This window comes from Klebsiella sp. CN_Kp073, assembly GCF_040065495.2.
GTDB lineage: Bacteria > Pseudomonadota > Gammaproteobacteria > Enterobacterales > Enterobacteriaceae > Klebsiella > Klebsiella aerogenes.
In genome coordinates, this window is record NZ_CM198051.1 from 1,907,284 (window position 1) to 1,923,087 (window position 15,804).

Sequence of the window (15,804 nt, forward strand, 5' to 3'; positions counted from 1 at the left end):
GGCGCACCGTTCGTAACAGAACGATAAGGGGCAAGCCTTGTCACGCCTGGGTTATTAAATTGGATGTAAATATAAGCCGCATTTCTCAATAATTCTCATCATCAATACTTCTTGTCATGCAAAATAATTGAGGATAATGTCTTCCATGCATCGGATTTCCCGGTGTAACGAATTTTCAAGTGCTTCTTGCATTAGCAAGTTTGATCCCGACTCCTGCGAGTCGGGATTTTTTTCACCTGTGCTTAACGGTTGGCTTCAGTCACGCTAAAGTCATGAATATCAAGCTCAAAAGCTTCAGCCAGCTCGCGCCAGGTGTGTTCGTTGCGACCATCAATACTGACATGGTGCGGATCATCTTCACTACGATGTACTTCGCTTTCGCTTATCTCATTGATCGCCGCCAGCAGGGCATCGACATTAACGTCAATCCCGTCTGTATTCGTCACACCGCGGTCTTTAGCGGATTTCATCATCACTACCTCGCTCGGCTCTGACAGGGCCTCTTTAAGTATAGACGGTCTATAAAAACGCCAGTTGCGCTGGCTGAACGCTGCGTGAAGGCAGGTTTTGTTCTACACTGGCTCAAAACGAGAGGAGGCGAGTTATGCAGGTAAACGATCGTGTCACGGTAAAGACCGACGGTGGCCCACGTCGTTCGGGGGTAGTACTGGCAATTGAGTCGTTTAGTGAAGGAACCATGTATCTTGTGGCGCTGGAAGACTACCCGCTGGGGATCTGGTTTTTCAATGAAGTGGGGCACCCGGACGGCATTTTTGTTGAGAAAGCTGAGTAGGTCCGATTCAGAAACTGGCGGCGATACCCGCCAGTTTGCCATCAGCGCATATTGACGTAAATGCCGGAAGTAATGTTTTCAGCCAATCGAACAATATGATAAATCACCTGTTTATTATGCGTCTGGATCTTTTTCTTAATATTACCTTTATGTGACGAGACGGTTTTTGCTTTGATATTCATCTGTCTTGAAATATGTGAAGTCGCGTGCCCGGCCATCCACATCTGCAGCATATTCGATTCTGCCTGACTGAGCGATAAAGTAGGAATGCGGGTGCGTAATGGGTTTAGATTATTGGCGGTATCGGTTTGTAGATAATTACCCAGAATGTTATCAAGGTCTTTCGGCGTTAGCGATTTTGAACTGATAAGTAGATTCTTGCGCACAAGTAAATAGTGGTCAAAATGGATGTTTGCCAGGGACATAAAAATAACAAATAAGGTATCGGGGTTGGTGGTAATGATGTCGCGGATAAGTTGGTTGCTCTCTTCGTGATGTATAAAACAGTCCTCGTTGAGAAACACAACCGCCGGACGCAGTGATTCGCAGCGCTCCTTCAAACTTAGTGCACTACGCACCTCAATGATATCGCGCTTCTTTATTCCCCGGCTTGCCAGATATCCGGTTAAACCTAGCCGGGTATAGCTGCACAAATCCATGATAATCGTTGACATGACCCATCCTCAATCAACACGTAACGATAATTCATCTGGCGCCTGGCCGTGTGATGAAGTCCATTTTTATAACGCCTGACTTTATGCGGAAAGCATTAGCCAGACTAAACTATTTGCTAATAATACTCATAATTTGCCAGGAATATTCTTAAAGTAAAGCCATAGAAAAAGAATAATCAGTTCCTGACAGTAATAATGCCCGGCGCTGGGGCATGGCGTCGCGACTATTTCAATTTATTTTCGGATTATCCTTATGAGGCGGCAGTCAATTAAATGGATGTTATCGGTGTTGTATTCAAAAAATGCATTTTTCATTCATGTTTCATACAACTAATAATAATCGGTAAGAGTAAATGCCGGGATTGGCGGTGAGGTTAAGCAACGGGCACATCGTGCAGGGGTGGCGGCCTTAACGCTTTAATGCCACAATACTTTTTTATCGGTTTGTGGGATGGATGATGAAAAAGATTGTTATGGCTGGCGCGCTGCTTGCTTTGGCCGGATGCGTACAGGTTGATACCTATCAGGCAGTGGTTAAAGCGCCAGCGCCTGCAGGGTTGGAAGGGTTCTGGCAATCGAAGGGACCGCAAAGCGCGATGGTAAGCCCTGAGGCGATTGCGACGTTTATCGTCACTAAAGACGGGGATACCCTCGATTGCCGTCAGTGGCAGCGGGTGATTGCTGAGCCGGGTAAATTAATGAACCGCGATGACCAGGTCTACAATGTGACCAGCAGCCTTGATATTTATCCTATTGAACGTAATGGAAATACGCTGGAATATGACCGAATGACGTTAACCCGCGTCGAGCGCTTAACGCCGGAGTGCGAAGAGGCCTGGAAAAAGAACCAGGCGGCGAGTAAAACCGCGCCATAATCGATTTTTGGCGGGCCGGCTTAAGCCGGCCCGTGTGCTTTAAAGCACCTCTTCAATGACCCAGACGCTGACGCTACCAGCGTTACAGGTAAATACGGCATTGCCCTCGTCGTCGGTTTCAATCATCTCCTGGCGATTATTAAGAAAATCCTTCCAGCGTTTATTGGCGTAATTCTCGCCAAGCGGCAGCGTTTTCTCGCCATCATCGCCGTTAGAAAGTACCACCACGCAGCCCGGGTGCTCATCGGTACCGCTGCGGCTAAAGGCAATACAGTTAGGGTGATCGAACCACAGCGTTTGTACGCCGTGGGCGAAACGCTGACGGGCGTCGATGAGCTCATGAAGTTGCTCGATAACCGGCATCTCGATGGCGTAAGTCTGGCCATCTCCGCCGGTATCTTCATAGCTTGCGCCGAACAGGTCGGCGTAAAATACCGAGGGAACACCGTTTTCACGCAGTAAAATCAGCGCATAGGCTAGCGGCTTAAACCAGGCTTCGACCGGCGCTTCCAACGCCTGAAGCGGTTGAGTGTCATGATTCGTCACCAACGTAACCGCATGGAAGGGATCGGCTTCAACCAGCGTGCCGGTAAAGATTTGACTCATGTCGTAATCGCGCCCCTGACGTGAGGCTTCATGGAATTTCATCTGCAGTGGTGCATCAAACAGCATGGTATTACCGTCTACAAGATCGATATACTGCTGTAGTTTATCCACCTCATGCGACCAGTATTCGGCAACAATAAAGAGTGGTTTTTCGCTGGAACTCTGTACGTGCTCAATCCACTCTTTATAAAACCATGCCGGAATATGTTTGACGGCATCAAGGCGAAAACCATCGCAGCCAGTCTGTTCAATGACCCAGCGGGCCCAGTATTTTATCTCCTCGGTGACGGCATGGTTGCGGAAATCGATATTTTCGCCCATGAGATAATCGAAGTTGCCCATTTCATCGTCGACCTGATCGTTCCAGCCGTCGCCGGTGTAGTCATTAACCACCTTGAATACGCCATCTTCATCGGGATTTTCGATATGGTCGATACCGCTAAAACATTTATAGTCCCAGATGAATTGTGAATATTGTCCACCACGGGCAGGGAAGGTATAGCGAGTCCAGGCTTCACATTCGATGATTTCTTCCGAAATTTGCGTGCGGTCCTGTTCATCAACGCGTTGTACGCGAATGCGTTCTTTCTCATCGGCGCCCATCTTATGATTAACGACGACATCAAGTAGGACGGCAATTTGATGCTCTTTTAGCGCCTTAATTGCCGCCAATAACTGGGCCTTATCGCCATATTTGGTGGCAACCGATCCTTTCTGATCGAATTCCCCGAGGTCGAAAAGATCGTAGCTATCATAGCCAACCGAATAACCGCCGGAGGCGCCCTTATAGGCGGGCGGCAACCAAATCATATTAATGCCAATTTCGTTAAGATTTGGCGCAAGGGCTTCTACTTCCCGCCATAGCTCGCCACCTTCCGGGTAATACCAATGAAAACATTGCAACAACGTGGGATTTTTCATCTTCCATGCTCCTGGCGTCATCAAGCTGACCTTTGCAGTATGGGAGATAACTGGCAAATATGAATAATTTCGTTGCTTTTTCGCTATACCCTAAATGGCTGCATATATAATAAATTGGCATAAGATGTAGCGGATAGATGTTGGTAGGCTACTGCTAAACGCCTTACACTACACGAAAATCTCATCATATTCGGGGTATCTATGAAACTAGCACTTCTGGGTCGTCAGGCGCTGATGGGCGCAATGGCCGTAGCATTGATGGCTGGTGTGAGCGTGAAAACTTTCGCCGCTGAAAATCTGCTTAATCAGGTCAAAGAGCGCGGCACGCTGCGCGTTGGCCTGGAGGGCACATACCCGCCATTTAGTTATCAAGGTGATGATGGCAAACTGACCGGTTTTGAAGTTGAGTTTGCCAATGAGCTGGCGAAACACATCGGTGTGAAAGCGGACCTCAAACCTACTAAATGGGACGGTATGCTGGCTTCACTTGATTCCAAACGAATTGATGTGGTGATTAACCAGGTCACTATTTCCGACCAGCGTAAGAAAAAATACGACTTCTCCACCCCGTATACTATTTCTGGTATTCAGGCGCTGGTGAAAAAGGGTAACGAAGGCGTGATTAAAACCGCAGCGGACCTGAAAGGCAAAAAAGTCGGCGTTGGCCTGGGCACCAATTATGAAGAGTGGCTGCGCCAGAATGTACAGGGCGTTGATATTCGTACCTACGATGATGACCCGACAAAATATCAGGACCTGCGCGTAGGCCGTATTGACGCTATTCTGGTCGATCGCCTGGCAGCGTTGGATTTAGTGAAGAAAACCAACAATACCCTGGCCGTAACCGGTGAAGCATTCTCCCGTCAGGAATCCGGCGTGGCGTTGCGTAAAGGTAATGAAGATCTGCTGAAAGCGGTGGACACCGCCATTGCCGATATGCAGAAAGATGGCAGCCTGAAGGCGCTTTCAGAAAAATGGTTTGGTGCTGACGTCACTAAGTAACGTCTGCAGATGAAAAAAGGCGCTGATAATGGCGCCTTTTTTTATTTCGCACGCAACTGCGTGCATAATAAGGATAACTGAGTCTGGAGGTGCCATGTCACTACAAAATTTAACGCGTTTTCCGCGCCTGGAATTTATTGGCGCGCCGACGCCGCTCGAATATCTACCGCGCCTGTCCGATCATCTCGGGCGGGATATATTTATTAAACGTGATGATGTTACCCCCATGGCGATGGGCGGAAATAAACTGCGCAAGCTGGAATTTCTTGCCGCTGATGCGCTGCGCGAGGGCGCTGATACGCTGATTACCGCTGGAGCCATTCAGTCCAACCATGTGCGTCAGACGGCGGCCGTCGCCGCGAAACTGGGTCTGCACTGCGTCGCGCTGTTGGAAAATCCGATAGGCACTCGTGCTGAAAATTATCTGACCAACGGTAACCGCCTGCTGCTGGATCTGTTCAATACTCAGGTCGAGATGTGCGATGCATTGACCGATCCTAACGCGCAGCTTGAGGAGCTGGCGACTCGTATTGAAGCGCAGGGATATCGCCCTTATGTCATTCCGGTTGGCGGTTCTAACGCCCTTGGCGCGTTGGGGTATGTCGAAAGCGCGCTGGAAATCGCCCAGCAGTGTGAAGGGGCGGTGGAGATCTCCTCGGTAGTGGTCGCCTCCGGTAGTGCGGGTACTCACGCAGGGCTAGCCGTTGGCCTGGAACAGCTAATGCCGAACGCAGAATTAATTGGGGTGACCGTGTCACGTAGCGTTGCCGACCAGTTGCCGAAAGTGGTTGCGCTGCAGCAAGCCGTTGCGAATAGCCTTGAATTACAGGCCAAAGCGGAAATTACCTTGTGGGATGATTATTTCGCTCCCGGATACGGTACGCCCAATGAAGAAGGCCTGGAAGCGGTGAAACTACTGGCGCAGCTGGAAGGTATCCTGCTGGATCCCGTCTACACCGGCAAGGCTATGGCCGGTCTGATTGACGGCATTAATCAGAATCGCTTTAAGGATGAGGGGCCGATTCTGTTTATCCATACTGGCGGCGCACCAGCGCTGTTTGCTTATCATCCGCACGTTTAATGCAGAATTAATAGAATGCACGAAAGTATCCAACTGGTCATTGATTCCGCACCATACCTGTTAAAGGGCGCGGTTTTTACGTTACAACTGAGCATCGGCGGCATGTTCTTTGGTCTGCTGCTGGGCTTTATCCTCGCACTGATGCGCATGTCGTCAATCTGGCCGATAAGATGGCTGGCGCGGATGTATATCTCCATTTTCCGCGGAACTCCGTTGATTGCTCAACTGTTTATGATCTATTACGGTCTGCCGCAGTTCGGCATTGAGTTGGATCCTATTCCGGCGGCGATGATTGGCCTGTCGTTGAATACCGCGGCCTATGCGGCGGAAACGTTGCGAGCGGCAATTGCCTCTATAGATAAAGGGCAGTGGGAAGCGGCAGCGAGTATCGGTATGACGCCGTGGCAGACCTTACGACGGGCTATTTTACCCCAGGCTGCCCGCGTGGCGCTGCCGCCGCTCTCTAACAGCTTTATCAGCCTCGTCAAAGATACTTCGCTGGCGGCGACGATTCAGGTACCCGAACTGTTCCGTCAGGCGCAGTTAATTACCTCGCGTACGCTGGAGGTCTTTACGATGTATCTGGCCGCCTCGCTGATCTATTGGGTGATGGCGACCGTACTCTCAACCTTGCAGAATTATTTTGAAAATCAGCTGAATCGCCAGGAGCGTGATCCAAAATGAGTGCGATTGAAGTCAAAAAACTGGTGAAGAAATTCCACGGGCAGACCGTGCTGCACGGTATCGATCTCGAGGTTCAGGAAGGGGAAGTGGTGGCAATTATCGGTCCTAGCGGCTCCGGTAAAACCACGCTGTTGCGCAGCATTAACCTGCTTGAGCACCCCGAAAGCGGTACCATTCGCGTGGGTGATGTGACTATCGATACGTCGCGTAGTATTAGCCAGCAAAAAGGGTTGATCCGCCGCCTGCGTCAGCATGTTGGCTTTGTGTTTCAGAACTTCAATCTGTTTCCGCATCGTACGGTGCTGGAAAATATTATTGAAGGGCCGGTTATCGTAAAAGGCGAAGATAAGAACGAGGCCATTTCTCTGGCGCGTGAGCTGCTGGCAAAGGTGGGGTTGTCGGGAAAAGAGAATAGCTATCCGCGTCGTTTATCCGGTGGGCAGCAGCAGCGTGTGGCAATTGCCCGCGCGTTAGCAATGCGCCCGGACGTTATCCTTTTTGATGAGCCGACTTCTGCATTGGATCCTGAGTTGGTGGGCGAGGTGCTCAACACCATACGCCAGCTGGCGCAGGAGAAACGTACCATGGTTATTGTGACCCATGAGATGAGCTTCGCTCGTGATGTCGCCGACCGCGCCATTTTCATGGATCAGGGACGTATCGTCGAACAAGGTAAGGCCAGAGAGCTATTTGCTAATCCTCAGCAGCCGCGGACGCGTCAGTTCCTTGAGAAATTTTTAATGCAGTAAATGTTACCATTCTGGCGCGGCCGACCCTAAACGGCAGGGCGGTCGTGACCAGATAATGGGCGTACCCGACAGGCGGATGGGAAATGTGAGCCGTTCAGCCAGACCAAATGTCGACCACTCCATCGCAGGTTGAAAATCACGACGTTGCAGCGGCGCGAAAGGCATCTCATGCCGTGCGCCTGGCCACTCCATCAGGGTGGCGGCGACGCGCGCCAATGACAGCCGCGCACGATAACCTTTGCCGCTCTCTATGCGTTGTCCTATCCCTTTTAATACCGCAGCAGCCATCAGATACCCCGTCGCGTGGTCTAAGGCTTGTACCGGAAGCGGGATTGGTTTATCCGCGTCGCGCCAGCGTTGACCGGCATGAGCGATACCACAGGCCATTTGCACCAGACTGTCGAAACCACGTCGGTTTCTCCATGGACCCTCCCATCCCCAGGCATTCAATGAAACATCAACAATTCCCGGCGATAAAGCGGCTCTGGTATGACAATCAAGGCCTAGCGCATCCAACGCGTCAGCGCGGTAACCGTGAACAATGACGTCGGCTTGCGAGAGTAACGTGATTAAATGTTGCTTATCGATTTGTTTTTTTATATTCAATCGGGCGCAGCGCTTACCCAGCGTAATCTCTTCTTCGAGCGTGGGTTCATGCCAGTCGACCGGATCGATACGTAATACATCAGCGCCTAATCCCGCGAGAAAACGTGTTGCGACTGGGCCAGCAATAATCCGGGTTAAATCCAGTATCCTGATTCCTGACAAAGGACGGGAGGAGGAGAGAGGCCAAACAACCGACGGTCCCGGCGGTAAATCTGCTTCTATCAGCAGCGGCTGCCGGCTGACGGCGATGCCTTGCGGATGGGCTCGCCACTCTTCCGCGCTGCGCATCGCCGCCGCGCAACCGCCATTTTCCACCACCGCTTGTTCCAACGCATGCGAGCGCCATTGACGAACTTGTTGAGCCAGCATTTGCCGCGTCGCATGTTGCCCCAGAATCTGCGCCACGGCGATTCTGTGATGGGCGGCATTCGTATGCAGTCGGATCCATCCATCTTCCGTTTGATAATCTCCCGCTAATGGATCCCAAAGCTGCTGTATTGGGCGATTGTGCGGCTTGGCGCTGGCTGAAAACCAATATGACGCGAGCCGACGATCCACTCTTGGCGTGGCGGATGATGAGCACAAGCGGGCAAGGTAAGCGGCGGCGATCCCCATTGAGGCGGCAGCAAAATCACTGACAGCAAAACAAGAAGATAAAGCCCCTGGGTGGCGGAACTCGATTGGCGGGACAGGGCTTGCGCTAAAGTCTTGCCACATCCGGGAAAAGAGCTGCATAGACGAGGACGGCGAGAGCATATTTTCCTCCAGAGTTCGATAAATAATCGTCAGCGAAAATCGAATAATGCGATGGCTACGTTATTTTATACATATAAATAAGATTTATGTGTTAGTTTTATGTATTTATAATAATGATTATCAATCAGGGGTTATTTGGTAGGTTATGAGGGACATTGATTTTTTCAGCTGGCGGCGGGAAATGCTGCAACAATTCCAGTCAACTCATGATGGGGATTCGGTTTATAACCTGCTCCAGCAACAAACAGAGGCGCTGGAATACGACTACTACGCACTTTGTGTGCGCCATCCGGTGCCTTTTACGCGTCCGAAACTCACGCTGCAATCAACTTATCCTCAGGCCTGGATGTCTCATTATCAGGCGGAGAATTATTTTGCTGTTGACCCGGTATTGCGCAGAGAAAATTTTCTCCGTGGACATTTGCCGTGGAATGACCAGCTCTTTTGCGATACGCCGGAATTATGGAATGGCGCGCGCGATCATGGTTTAAATAAAGGTGTGACGCAGTGTCTTACCTTGCCAAATCATGCGTTGGGCTTCTTATCGGTTTCCGCGAAAAATGCGCAACCGGGTTCTTATCAGGAGGACGAATTAGAATTGCGCCTGAGAACGCTCACCGAACTCAGCCTGCTGGCGCTGTTGCGGCTGGAGGATGAGATGGTAATGCCGCCGGAGATGAAGTTTAGCCGACGCGAACTGGAGATTCTCAAATGGACCGCAGAAGGGAAAACTTCCGCCGAGGTGGCGATGATATTGTCTATTTCAGAAAATACGGTCAATTTTCATCAGAAGAATATGCAGCGCAAATTTAACGCGCCCAACAAAACGCAAATCGCCTGTTATGCCGTCGCAACAGGATTAATTTGAGCGAATCGTTCGTTCTGCGTGTCAGACGTGAAACCGGCTGTCAGTGATAACTTTCAGCCGGTCCTTTCTTACTGACGGTAAGCTTGTTTAATTTGCTTAACGGTGCTGGAGAATACGGCAGCCTGAGCCTCATCTTCCATCTGCGCGATTTGTTTTTCCATTTTAATAATCACGCGGCCTGCGTCCGCCTGGCCCATAGCCTGAAGCATTAGCGTCAGTAGCGCTTTCAGGCAGGAGACCTCCTGCGCCAGTTGTTGATTATTTTCTGCAGTGGAAAAATCTGGTGTGCTCATCGATATCCTCGTTTGCTATCGGCGCTGTTGCGCAATACTAAATGTTAAGGCGGCGCAGTATACCACAAGCAGTAGAAAAAAAAGGAGCGCGTGATTTGTGTTCCAGGTTTCGGGCGCTGAGCGGTTAAATTTACTGAATAATATCTGTTCATCTTAACGGTCGTCGTTAATTTTTGCCGCTGTTTTTGGGAGAAGTTAATTATTGTTACATCCTTCGAACCGTATTTATCCGCGAGCTGTTCTGTTGCTTTTTTTGCTCCTTCTGTAGGGGGAATGTTAAAAAAGAAACATAATCCAACTATATGTTCTGTATAGGTTTCCACCTGGTGTGGAGACAAATTGCCATAAATGGGATAGAAATCTTCTCCAGGACACTTTTTGGGCTTTTAAAGTTACGATAAAACCCGGTAATATATGTGAGATAAACTATCAGTAGCGTTATCCCTAATTCTGGAGATTATTCCTTTGATCAACGTACTTCTTGTTGATGACCACGAACTAGTGCGCGCAGGGATACGACGCATTCTGGAAGATATAAAAGGGATTAAAGTTGTCGGTGAGGCCTGCTGCGGCGAGGATGCCGTGAAGTGGTGCCGTGCGAATCCTGTGGACGTCGTCCTGATGGATATGAACATGCCGGGTATCGGGGGGCTTGAAGCGACGCGTAAAATTGCGCGCTCTATTGTCGATACCAAAGTGATCATGTTGACCGTGCATACTGAGAATCCGCTGCCTGCGAAGGTTATGCAAGCTGGCGCCGCCGGTTACTTAAGCAAAGGCGCAGCCCCGCAGGAAGTGGTAAATGCGATTCGTTGCGTTGCTTCGGGTCAGCGTTATATCGCTTCCGATATTGCCCAACAGATGGCGCTCAGTCAGATTGAACCGGAAAAAACGGAATCGCCGTTTGCCAGTTTGTCTGAACGCGAATTGCAGATTATGCTGATGATCACCAAGGGCCAAAAGGTCAATGAGATCTCAGAACAGTTAAACCTGAGTCCCAAGACGGTGAATAGCTATCGTTACCGAATGTTCAGTAAACTAAACATTCATGGCGACGTGGAGCTTACTCACCTGGCAATTCGCCATGGCCTGTGCAATGCGGAGTCGTTAGCAAGTCAGTGAGTGATGTTTTTGACGCAAAAGCTTTCCTCAAGACGGTTACCAGCCAACCGGGCGTTTATCGTATGTATGATGCCGGCGGTACCGTCATTTATGTTGGTAAAGCCAAAGATCTGAAAAAGCGGCTTAGCAGCTATTTTCGCAGCAACCTGGCTTCGCGTAAAACCGAGGCTCTGGTGGCGTTGATCGCGCAAATTGACGTAACCGTTACTCATACCGAAACGGAAGCGCTACTGCTTGAGCATAACTATATTAAGCTGTACCAGCCACGTTACAACGTGCTGTTGCGCGACGATAAATCCTATCCTTTTATTTTTCTCAGCGGCGACACCCATCCACGACTGGCGATGCACCGCGGCGCTAAACACGCCAAAGGCGAATATTTTGGCCCGTTCCCTAACGGTTATGCCGTCCGCGAGACGCTCGCGCTGCTGCAAAAAATCTTCCCCATTCGCCAGTGTGAAAACAGCGTCTATCGCAACCGTTCGCGTCCCTGTCTGCAATATCAAATTGGTCGTTGTTTAGGGCCATGCGTCGCCGGGTTGGTGAGTGAAGAAGAGTACGAACAGCAGGTGGAATATGTGCGCCTGTTCCTTGCTGGCAAGGACGATCAGGTATTGACCCAGCTAATTGCCCGTATGGAAAAGGCCAGTCAGGCGCTTGAATTTGAAGAAGCCGCCCGTATCCGCGATCAGATTCAGGCGGTACGTCGGGTGACGGAGAAACAGTTTGTTTCCAATACTGGCGACGACCTGGATGTGATTGGCGTGGCGTTTGATGCCGGAATGGCCTGTGTGCATGTGCTTTTTATTCGTCAGGGTAAGGTACTCGGTAGCCGCAGTTATTTCCCGAAAGTTCCGGGTGGCACTGAGTTGGGGGAGGTAGTGGAAACCTTCGTAGGCCAGTTCTACCTGCAGGGTAGCCAGATGCGAACACTGCCGGGGGAAATATTGCTCGATTTCAACCTTGGCGATAAAACCCTGCTTGCCGATTCGCTTTCCGAGCTTGCCGGTCGTCGGGTGAATGTGCAGACCAAACCCCGCGGCGATCGCGCGCGCTATTTGAAGCTGGCGCGTACCAACGCCGCTGTCGCGCTTACCACCAGACTGTCGCAGCAATCAACGGTCAGCCAGCGTCTGCAGGCCCTGGCGACGTTACTGAAACTGCCTGCGGTGAAGCGGATGGAGTGTTTTGATATCAGCCATACCATGGGGGAGCAAACCGTCGCTTCCTGCGTGGTGTTTGATAGCAATGGTCCGCTGCGGGCGGAATACCGCCGCTACAATATTACCGGTATTACGCCTGGCGATGATTACGCGGCAATGAATCAGGTATTGCGTCGCCGCTATGGTAAAGCCATTGAAGAGAGCAAAATCCCGGACGTCATCCTGATCGACGGCGGTAAAGGCCAGCTTGGCCAGGCCAAAACCGTATTTGCCGAACTGGATGTACCGTGGGACAAAAATCATCCGCTGCTGCTGGGAGTAGCAAAGGGGAGCGATCGTAAAGCCGGACTGGAGACATTATTCTTTGAACCTGAAGGCGAGGGGTTTAGTCTGCCGCCGGATTCTCCTGCTTTACATGTTATCCAGCACATTCGCGATGAGTCGCACGATCATGCTATCTCTGGGCACCGTAAAAAACGGGCAAAAGTGAAAAGTACCAGTTCTCTTGAAACGATCGACGGCGTTGGTCCAAAACGCCGACAGATGTTGTTGAAATATATGGGTGGTCTGCAGGGTTTGCAGAAAGCCAGTGTAGAAGAAATTGCGCAAGTACCGGGGATATCTCACGGACTGGCAGAAAAGATCTTCTACTCGTTGAAACATTAGGGGCTCTGTAGCACCATAGGGCTAATTTACACTTACAACATATAGTTACCTGTTACCATGCAATTTAATATTCCTACGTTGCTCACTCTGTTTCGCGTTATTTTGATACCGTTTTTCGTGCTGGCGTTCTATCTGCCTTTTAGCTGGGCGCCTTTCGTCTGCGCGTTAATTTTCTTTGTTGCTGCCGTTACCGACTGGTTCGATGGTTATCTGGCGCGTCGCTGGAACCAAAGCACGCGTTTTGGCGCCTTCCTTGATCCAGTCGCGGATAAAGTGATGGTGGCGATTGCCATGGTGCTGGTCGCCGAGCACTATCATACCTGGTGGGTGACATTGCCGGCAGCGACGATGATCGCACGTGAAATTATTATTTCTGCACTTCGTGAGTGGATGGCAGAGCTGGGTAAACGCAGCAGCGTAGCCGTATCATGGATTGGTAAAGTGAAAACGACAGCCCAGATGGCGGCGCTGGTCTGGATGCTGTGGCGGCCGAATATGTGGGTGGAATGGGCTGGTATCGTTCTGTTCATGGTTGCTGCGGTGTTGACGCTGTGGTCAATGCTACAATATTTGAACGCTGCGCGCGGCGATTTGCTTGAACAGTGATCGTTTCGACGCAAATTTCAGCAAACGAGACGAAGTTGCGAAAAATACCGTTGACTCACCGCGTGAGATAAGTAGAATGCAACGCATCGAACGGCGGCACAGTCTTCCAGACGATAACAAAATCAAGTGATTAGCTAATCTACTTGATGATGCGGGAATAGCTCAGTTGGTAGAGCACGACCTTGCCAAGGTCGGGGTCGCGAGTTCGAGTCTCGTTTCCCGCTCCAAATTAAAAGCATCGGCAGTAGCGGGTGTTTAAGTATTAAAGGCGCGTTAGCAAAGCGGTTATGTAGCGGATTGCAAATCCGTCTAGTCCGGTTCGACTCCGGAACGCGCCTCCACTTTATATCCCGAGCCCGGATGGTGGAATCGGTAGACACAAGGGATTTAAAATCCCTCGGCGTTCGCGCTGTGTGGGTTCAAGTCCCACTCCGGGTACCATTGGGATAAAGTAGAATAATCAAAGCAATAAGCAGTGTCGTGAAACCACCTCCGGGTGGTTTTTTCATTTCTGAAGCGTCATTTCCTGACATCATTTCTGACATCCTCCCCCACCCGCTGAGATAGACTCACAGCGCTATAGCGTTATTTGTCCTATGACAAAACCTGCGGTGCTTGCTACGCTTAATGGGATTTTCGAACCAGGCAACAGGAGTAGGGGAAATATGTTTACCGGATTGTGTGCTTTTCCACTGACGCCGCTGCGCGACAATGAAGTAGATAGCCGCGCGCTGATAAAAATTATCGATCGTCTGGTTTCGGCGCGAGTTGATTCTCTGGGCATCCTGGGCTCGACCGGCAGCTATGCCTATTTGAACCGCGAGCAGCGCAAAACGGTTGTGTTGGCGGCAAAGCAGCATACGCAAGGGATCCCGATGATGGTCGGGATAGGTGCGATGGCGACGGATACTATTTTACGTCTTGCAGAGGATGCTCAGCAGGCGGGGGCGGACGCGTTGCTGCTACCAGTGTTGAATTACCAGCCTCTGGCGGATGACGAGGTGTTCACCCTGTTCCAGACGGTTGATCGCCATGTGTCGGTACCCATTTGCATTTATGATAACCCGCGTACCACCCACAGGATCTTTTCTGATGCGCTTGTTGAGCGTATTGCCTCGTTAGCTAATATTGCATCAATAAAGATCCCCGGTTTGCCGGATGATCAGGTTGGTGTCAGAGTCGCTACGCTTCGTCAGCTCGTGCCGCAGCGAGTCAGTATTGGCGTCAGCGGCGACGCATTTGCCGCTGCAGGGTTAAACGCCGGCTGTAACTTGTGGTATTCAGTTTGCGGTGGCCTGTTCCCGGAAATTGCCCAAAATATTACCGCGGCAGCGCTGAGCGGCGATCGGCAGCTGGCATCGGTATTAAGCGAGCGTCTGGAGCCATTATGGGCATTGTTTAGACTGCACGGCAGTCTGAAAGTGATTGCCGCCGCCGCCTCTATTCTCGAACTGACCGAAGTAGAGTGTTTACCACGACCTTTGGTCTCACTCTCCGCGGAGGCCATTAACGAAGTTAAATCGGTTATGGATAAGCTGGGTCTACGCTGAAGTTAACTGCGTTTCCCTTACCTATTTTTATCAGGAAATTCACAAACTATTTAAGGTAATATATCACTGGCGTTAATGTTAACGCTGTATTGATATCTTTTGGGTATGTGAAGCCTTAATGGCAATGATAATTATATATGAGGGATCTTATGGCCACGTTGCTTGAAAGCTACGGGAACTGTTTTCGAAAATACGCTACGTTCCGCGGCCGCTCCGCGCGCCAGGAATATGTGGTTTTTACCATTGCTAACTTTATTTTGTCCGCGATCCTGGGATTGATTCCTGTCGTTGGCGGTATCTTCGGGTTAATCATTATCATTCCGGGGATCGCGGTTGCGGTGCGCCGTCTGCACGATCTCAATAAGTCCGGTTGGTGGTTGCTGGCGCCGTACGGCATTATGCTAATCGGCCTGATTGGTATTGCCGCCACCGTCGAAGAGGGTAGAGCCGCAGTATGGGTATGGGTGATTGCGCTGGGCGGCCTGGCCGCATTGGTGATGTCGATTTGGATGATTTTCACCCGTGGCACCATTGGCAGCAACCGCTTTGGCGATGAACAGAACGACGACAATGTCGGTGGTAACACGATGGGTAAGAGTTCTGCCGCGGATGATGTTAGAGATCGGCTGGCGCAAGCTAAGAAAATGCTTGATGACGGCGTCATTAGCGCAAGTGAATACGAAGTGATGCGTGCTAATATCATTAAAGATATGTAACTGATTCTCCGCCGGGCCTGCCCGGCGTTAATAAATTCACCTGTGATAGTGAGAGCGGGTGGTTTTCTCCTCC

17 protein-coding genes and 3 tRNA genes are annotated in these 15,804 nt (G+C 50.5%); 15 read left to right on the forward strand and 5 right to left on the reverse strand.

All coding sequences use genetic code 11. From position 1 onward, the window contains the following. Window positions 1-242 precede the first annotated feature (242 nt). Window positions 243-470 (reverse strand): YodD family peroxide/acid resistance protein, encoded by a 228-nt coding sequence (gene yodD, locus ABLV66_RS09185; RefSeq protein ID WP_045390235.1) that lies wholly within the window; start codon window positions 468-470, stop codon window positions 243-245. A gap of 134 nt (window positions 471-604) precedes the next feature. On the opposite strand from yodD, the gene dsrB reads away from it, so the two are divergent. Then, on the forward strand, window positions 605-793 hold the full coding sequence (gene dsrB / locus ABLV66_RS09190) for a protein DsrB (RefSeq protein ID WP_015365898.1): 189 nt from the start codon (window positions 605-607) through the stop codon (window positions 791-793). A 41-nt stretch (window positions 794-834) separates the two neighbouring features. Here the strand turns inward: dsrB and rcsA are convergent, their stop codons facing one another. Further along, window positions 835-1,467: a transcriptional regulator RcsA gene (rcsA, locus tag ABLV66_RS09195; protein ID WP_348875961.1), complete on the reverse strand. Its 633-nt coding sequence runs from the start codon at window positions 1,465-1,467 to the stop codon at window positions 835-837. A 455-nt stretch (window positions 1,468-1,922) separates the two neighbouring features. Here rcsA and yedD point away from each other — a divergent pair, with 455 nt between their 5' ends. Next, window positions 1,923-2,342, forward strand: a complete 420-nt coding sequence (gene yedD, locus ABLV66_RS09200) for a lipoprotein YedD (RefSeq protein ID WP_196796492.1) — start codon at window positions 1,923-1,925, stop codon at window positions 2,340-2,342. Window positions 2,343-2,381: 39 nt separating this feature from the next. On the opposite strand, the gene amyA is transcribed toward yedD, so the two are convergent. Further along, the gene (gene amyA, locus ABLV66_RS09205; RefSeq protein ID WP_045390244.1) at window positions 2,382-3,869 is read right to left on the reverse strand and encodes an alpha-amylase; all 1,488 of its coding nucleotides are present in this window, start codon (window positions 3,867-3,869) and stop codon (window positions 2,382-2,384) included. Between the two features lie 201 nt (window positions 3,870-4,070). Between amyA and tcyJ the strand changes: the two genes are divergently transcribed. The 4 genes from tcyJ (at window position 4,071) to tcyN (ending at window position 7,385) form a co-directional block, all read left to right on the forward strand. Further along, complete coding sequence (gene tcyJ, locus ABLV66_RS09210) at window positions 4,071-4,871, forward strand: cystine ABC transporter substrate-binding protein (RefSeq protein WP_045376245.1); 801 nt, start codon at window positions 4,071-4,073, stop codon at window positions 4,869-4,871. Window positions 4,872-4,965: 94 nt separating this feature from the next. Continuing rightward, window positions 4,966-5,952 (forward strand): D-cysteine desulfhydrase, encoded by a 987-nt coding sequence (gene dcyD / locus ABLV66_RS09215; protein WP_045390247.1) that lies wholly within the window; start codon window positions 4,966-4,968, stop codon window positions 5,950-5,952. A 15-nt stretch (window positions 5,953-5,967) separates the two neighbouring features. Further along, the gene (gene tcyL / locus ABLV66_RS09220; protein ID WP_020078444.1) at window positions 5,968-6,636 is read left to right on the forward strand and encodes a cystine ABC transporter permease; all 669 of its coding nucleotides are present in this window, start codon (window positions 5,968-5,970) and stop codon (window positions 6,634-6,636) included. Beyond that, window positions 6,633-7,385, forward strand: coding sequence for an L-cystine ABC transporter ATP-binding protein TcyN (gene tcyN / locus ABLV66_RS09225; RefSeq protein ID WP_045390250.1), 753 nt, complete (start codon window positions 6,633-6,635; stop codon window positions 7,383-7,385). The genes tcyL and tcyN overlap by 4 nt, the downstream gene beginning before the upstream one ends. Before the next feature lie 3 nt (window positions 7,386-7,388). Here tcyN and ABLV66_RS09230 read toward each other — a convergent pair whose 3' ends face one another. Continuing rightward, entirely contained in the window at window positions 7,389-8,747 is a 1,359-nt protein-coding gene (locus ABLV66_RS09230) for a CoA transferase (protein WP_348875959.1), read from the reverse strand. A gap of 145 nt (window positions 8,748-8,892) precedes the next feature. Here ABLV66_RS09230 and sdiA point away from each other — a divergent pair, with 145 nt between their 5' ends. Next, entirely contained in the window at window positions 8,893-9,615 is a 723-nt protein-coding gene (sdiA, locus tag ABLV66_RS09235) for a quorum-sensing transcriptional regulator SdiA (protein ID WP_045390253.1), read from the forward strand. Between the two features lie 68 nt (window positions 9,616-9,683). Here sdiA and ABLV66_RS09240 read toward each other — a convergent pair whose 3' ends face one another. Next, complete coding sequence (locus ABLV66_RS09240; protein WP_015365908.1) at window positions 9,684-9,908, reverse strand: DUF2594 family protein; 225 nt, start codon at window positions 9,906-9,908, stop codon at window positions 9,684-9,686. Window positions 9,909-10,373: 465 nt separating this feature from the next. On the opposite strand from ABLV66_RS09240, the gene uvrY reads away from it, so the two are divergent. From uvrY to ABLV66_RS09280, 8 genes are all read left to right on the forward strand, one after another. Continuing rightward, entirely contained in the window at window positions 10,374-11,030 is a 657-nt protein-coding gene (gene uvrY, locus ABLV66_RS09245) for a UvrY/SirA/GacA family response regulator transcription factor (protein WP_015705978.1), read from the forward strand. Next, window positions 11,027-12,859: an excinuclease ABC subunit UvrC gene (gene uvrC / locus ABLV66_RS09250; RefSeq protein ID WP_047066799.1), complete on the forward strand. Its 1,833-nt coding sequence runs from the start codon at window positions 11,027-11,029 to the stop codon at window positions 12,857-12,859. Before uvrY ends, uvrC begins: the two co-directional genes overlap by 4 nt. A gap of 57 nt (window positions 12,860-12,916) precedes the next feature. After that, window positions 12,917-13,465 (forward strand): CDP-diacylglycerol--glycerol-3-phosphate 3-phosphatidyltransferase, encoded by a 549-nt coding sequence (gene pgsA / locus ABLV66_RS09255; protein ID WP_045390257.1) that lies wholly within the window; start codon window positions 12,917-12,919, stop codon window positions 13,463-13,465. 151 nt (window positions 13,466-13,616) lie between these two features. Continuing rightward, a tRNA-Gly gene (locus ABLV66_RS09260) sits at window positions 13,617-13,692 on the forward strand. A gap of 40 nt (window positions 13,693-13,732) precedes the next feature. Beyond that, window positions 13,733-13,806: transfer RNA gene (locus ABLV66_RS09265), tRNA-Cys, on the forward strand. Window positions 13,807-13,819: 13 nt separating this feature from the next. Continuing rightward, window positions 13,820-13,906 (forward strand) — tRNA-Leu (locus ABLV66_RS09270). A 224-nt stretch (window positions 13,907-14,130) separates the two neighbouring features. Then, a complete protein-coding gene (locus tag ABLV66_RS09275) occupies window positions 14,131-15,015 on the forward strand; it encodes a dihydrodipicolinate synthase family protein (protein WP_047045526.1) in 885 nt (294 codons plus the stop codon). Window positions 15,016-15,164: 149 nt separating this feature from the next. Next, on the forward strand, window positions 15,165-15,731 hold the full coding sequence (locus ABLV66_RS09280) for a DUF805 domain-containing protein (protein ID WP_045390263.1): 567 nt from the start codon (window positions 15,165-15,167) through the stop codon (window positions 15,729-15,731). The last annotated feature ends 73 nt before the right edge of the window (window positions 15,732-15,804 follow it).

What these genes read in the sequence shown, in the direction of transcription:
- yodD (WP_045390235.1), bottom strand. Translation starts at nt 470, where the DNA reads ATGAAATCCGCTAAAGACCGCGGTGTGACGAATACAGACGGGATTGAC.
- dsrB (WP_015365898.1), top strand. Translation starts at nt 605, where the DNA reads ATGCAGGTAAACGATCGTGTCACGGTAAAGACCGACGGTGGCCCACGT.
- rcsA (WP_348875961.1), bottom strand. Translation starts at nt 1,467, where the DNA reads ATGTCAACGATTATCATGGATTTGTGCAGCTATACCCGGCTAGGTTTA.
- yedD (WP_196796492.1), top strand. Translation starts at nt 1,923, where the DNA reads ATGATGAAAAAGATTGTTATGGCTGGCGCGCTGCTTGCTTTGGCCGGA.
- amyA (WP_045390244.1), bottom strand. Translation starts at nt 3,869, where the DNA reads ATGAAAAATCCCACGTTGTTGCAATGTTTTCATTGGTATTACCCGGAA.
- tcyJ (WP_045376245.1), top strand. Translation starts at nt 4,071, where the DNA reads ATGAAACTAGCACTTCTGGGTCGTCAGGCGCTGATGGGCGCAATGGCC.
- dcyD (WP_045390247.1), top strand. Translation starts at nt 4,966, where the DNA reads ATGTCACTACAAAATTTAACGCGTTTTCCGCGCCTGGAATTTATTGGC.
- tcyL (WP_020078444.1), top strand. Translation starts at nt 5,968, where the DNA reads ATGCACGAAAGTATCCAACTGGTCATTGATTCCGCACCATACCTGTTA.
- tcyN (WP_045390250.1), top strand. Translation starts at nt 6,633, where the DNA reads ATGAGTGCGATTGAAGTCAAAAAACTGGTGAAGAAATTCCACGGGCAG.
- ABLV66_RS09230 (WP_348875959.1), bottom strand. Translation starts at nt 8,747, where the DNA reads ATGCTCTCGCCGTCCTCGTCTATGCAGCTCTTTTCCCGGATGTGGCAA.
- sdiA (WP_045390253.1), top strand. Translation starts at nt 8,893, where the DNA reads ATGAGGGACATTGATTTTTTCAGCTGGCGGCGGGAAATGCTGCAACAA.
- ABLV66_RS09240 (WP_015365908.1), bottom strand. Translation starts at nt 9,908, where the DNA reads ATGAGCACACCAGATTTTTCCACTGCAGAAAATAATCAACAACTGGCG.
- pgsA (WP_045390257.1), top strand. Translation starts at nt 12,917, where the DNA reads ATGCAATTTAATATTCCTACGTTGCTCACTCTGTTTCGCGTTATTTTG.
- ABLV66_RS09275 (WP_047045526.1), top strand. Translation starts at nt 14,131, where the DNA reads ATGTTTACCGGATTGTGTGCTTTTCCACTGACGCCGCTGCGCGACAAT.
- ABLV66_RS09280 (WP_045390263.1), top strand. Translation starts at nt 15,165, where the DNA reads ATGGCCACGTTGCTTGAAAGCTACGGGAACTGTTTTCGAAAATACGCT.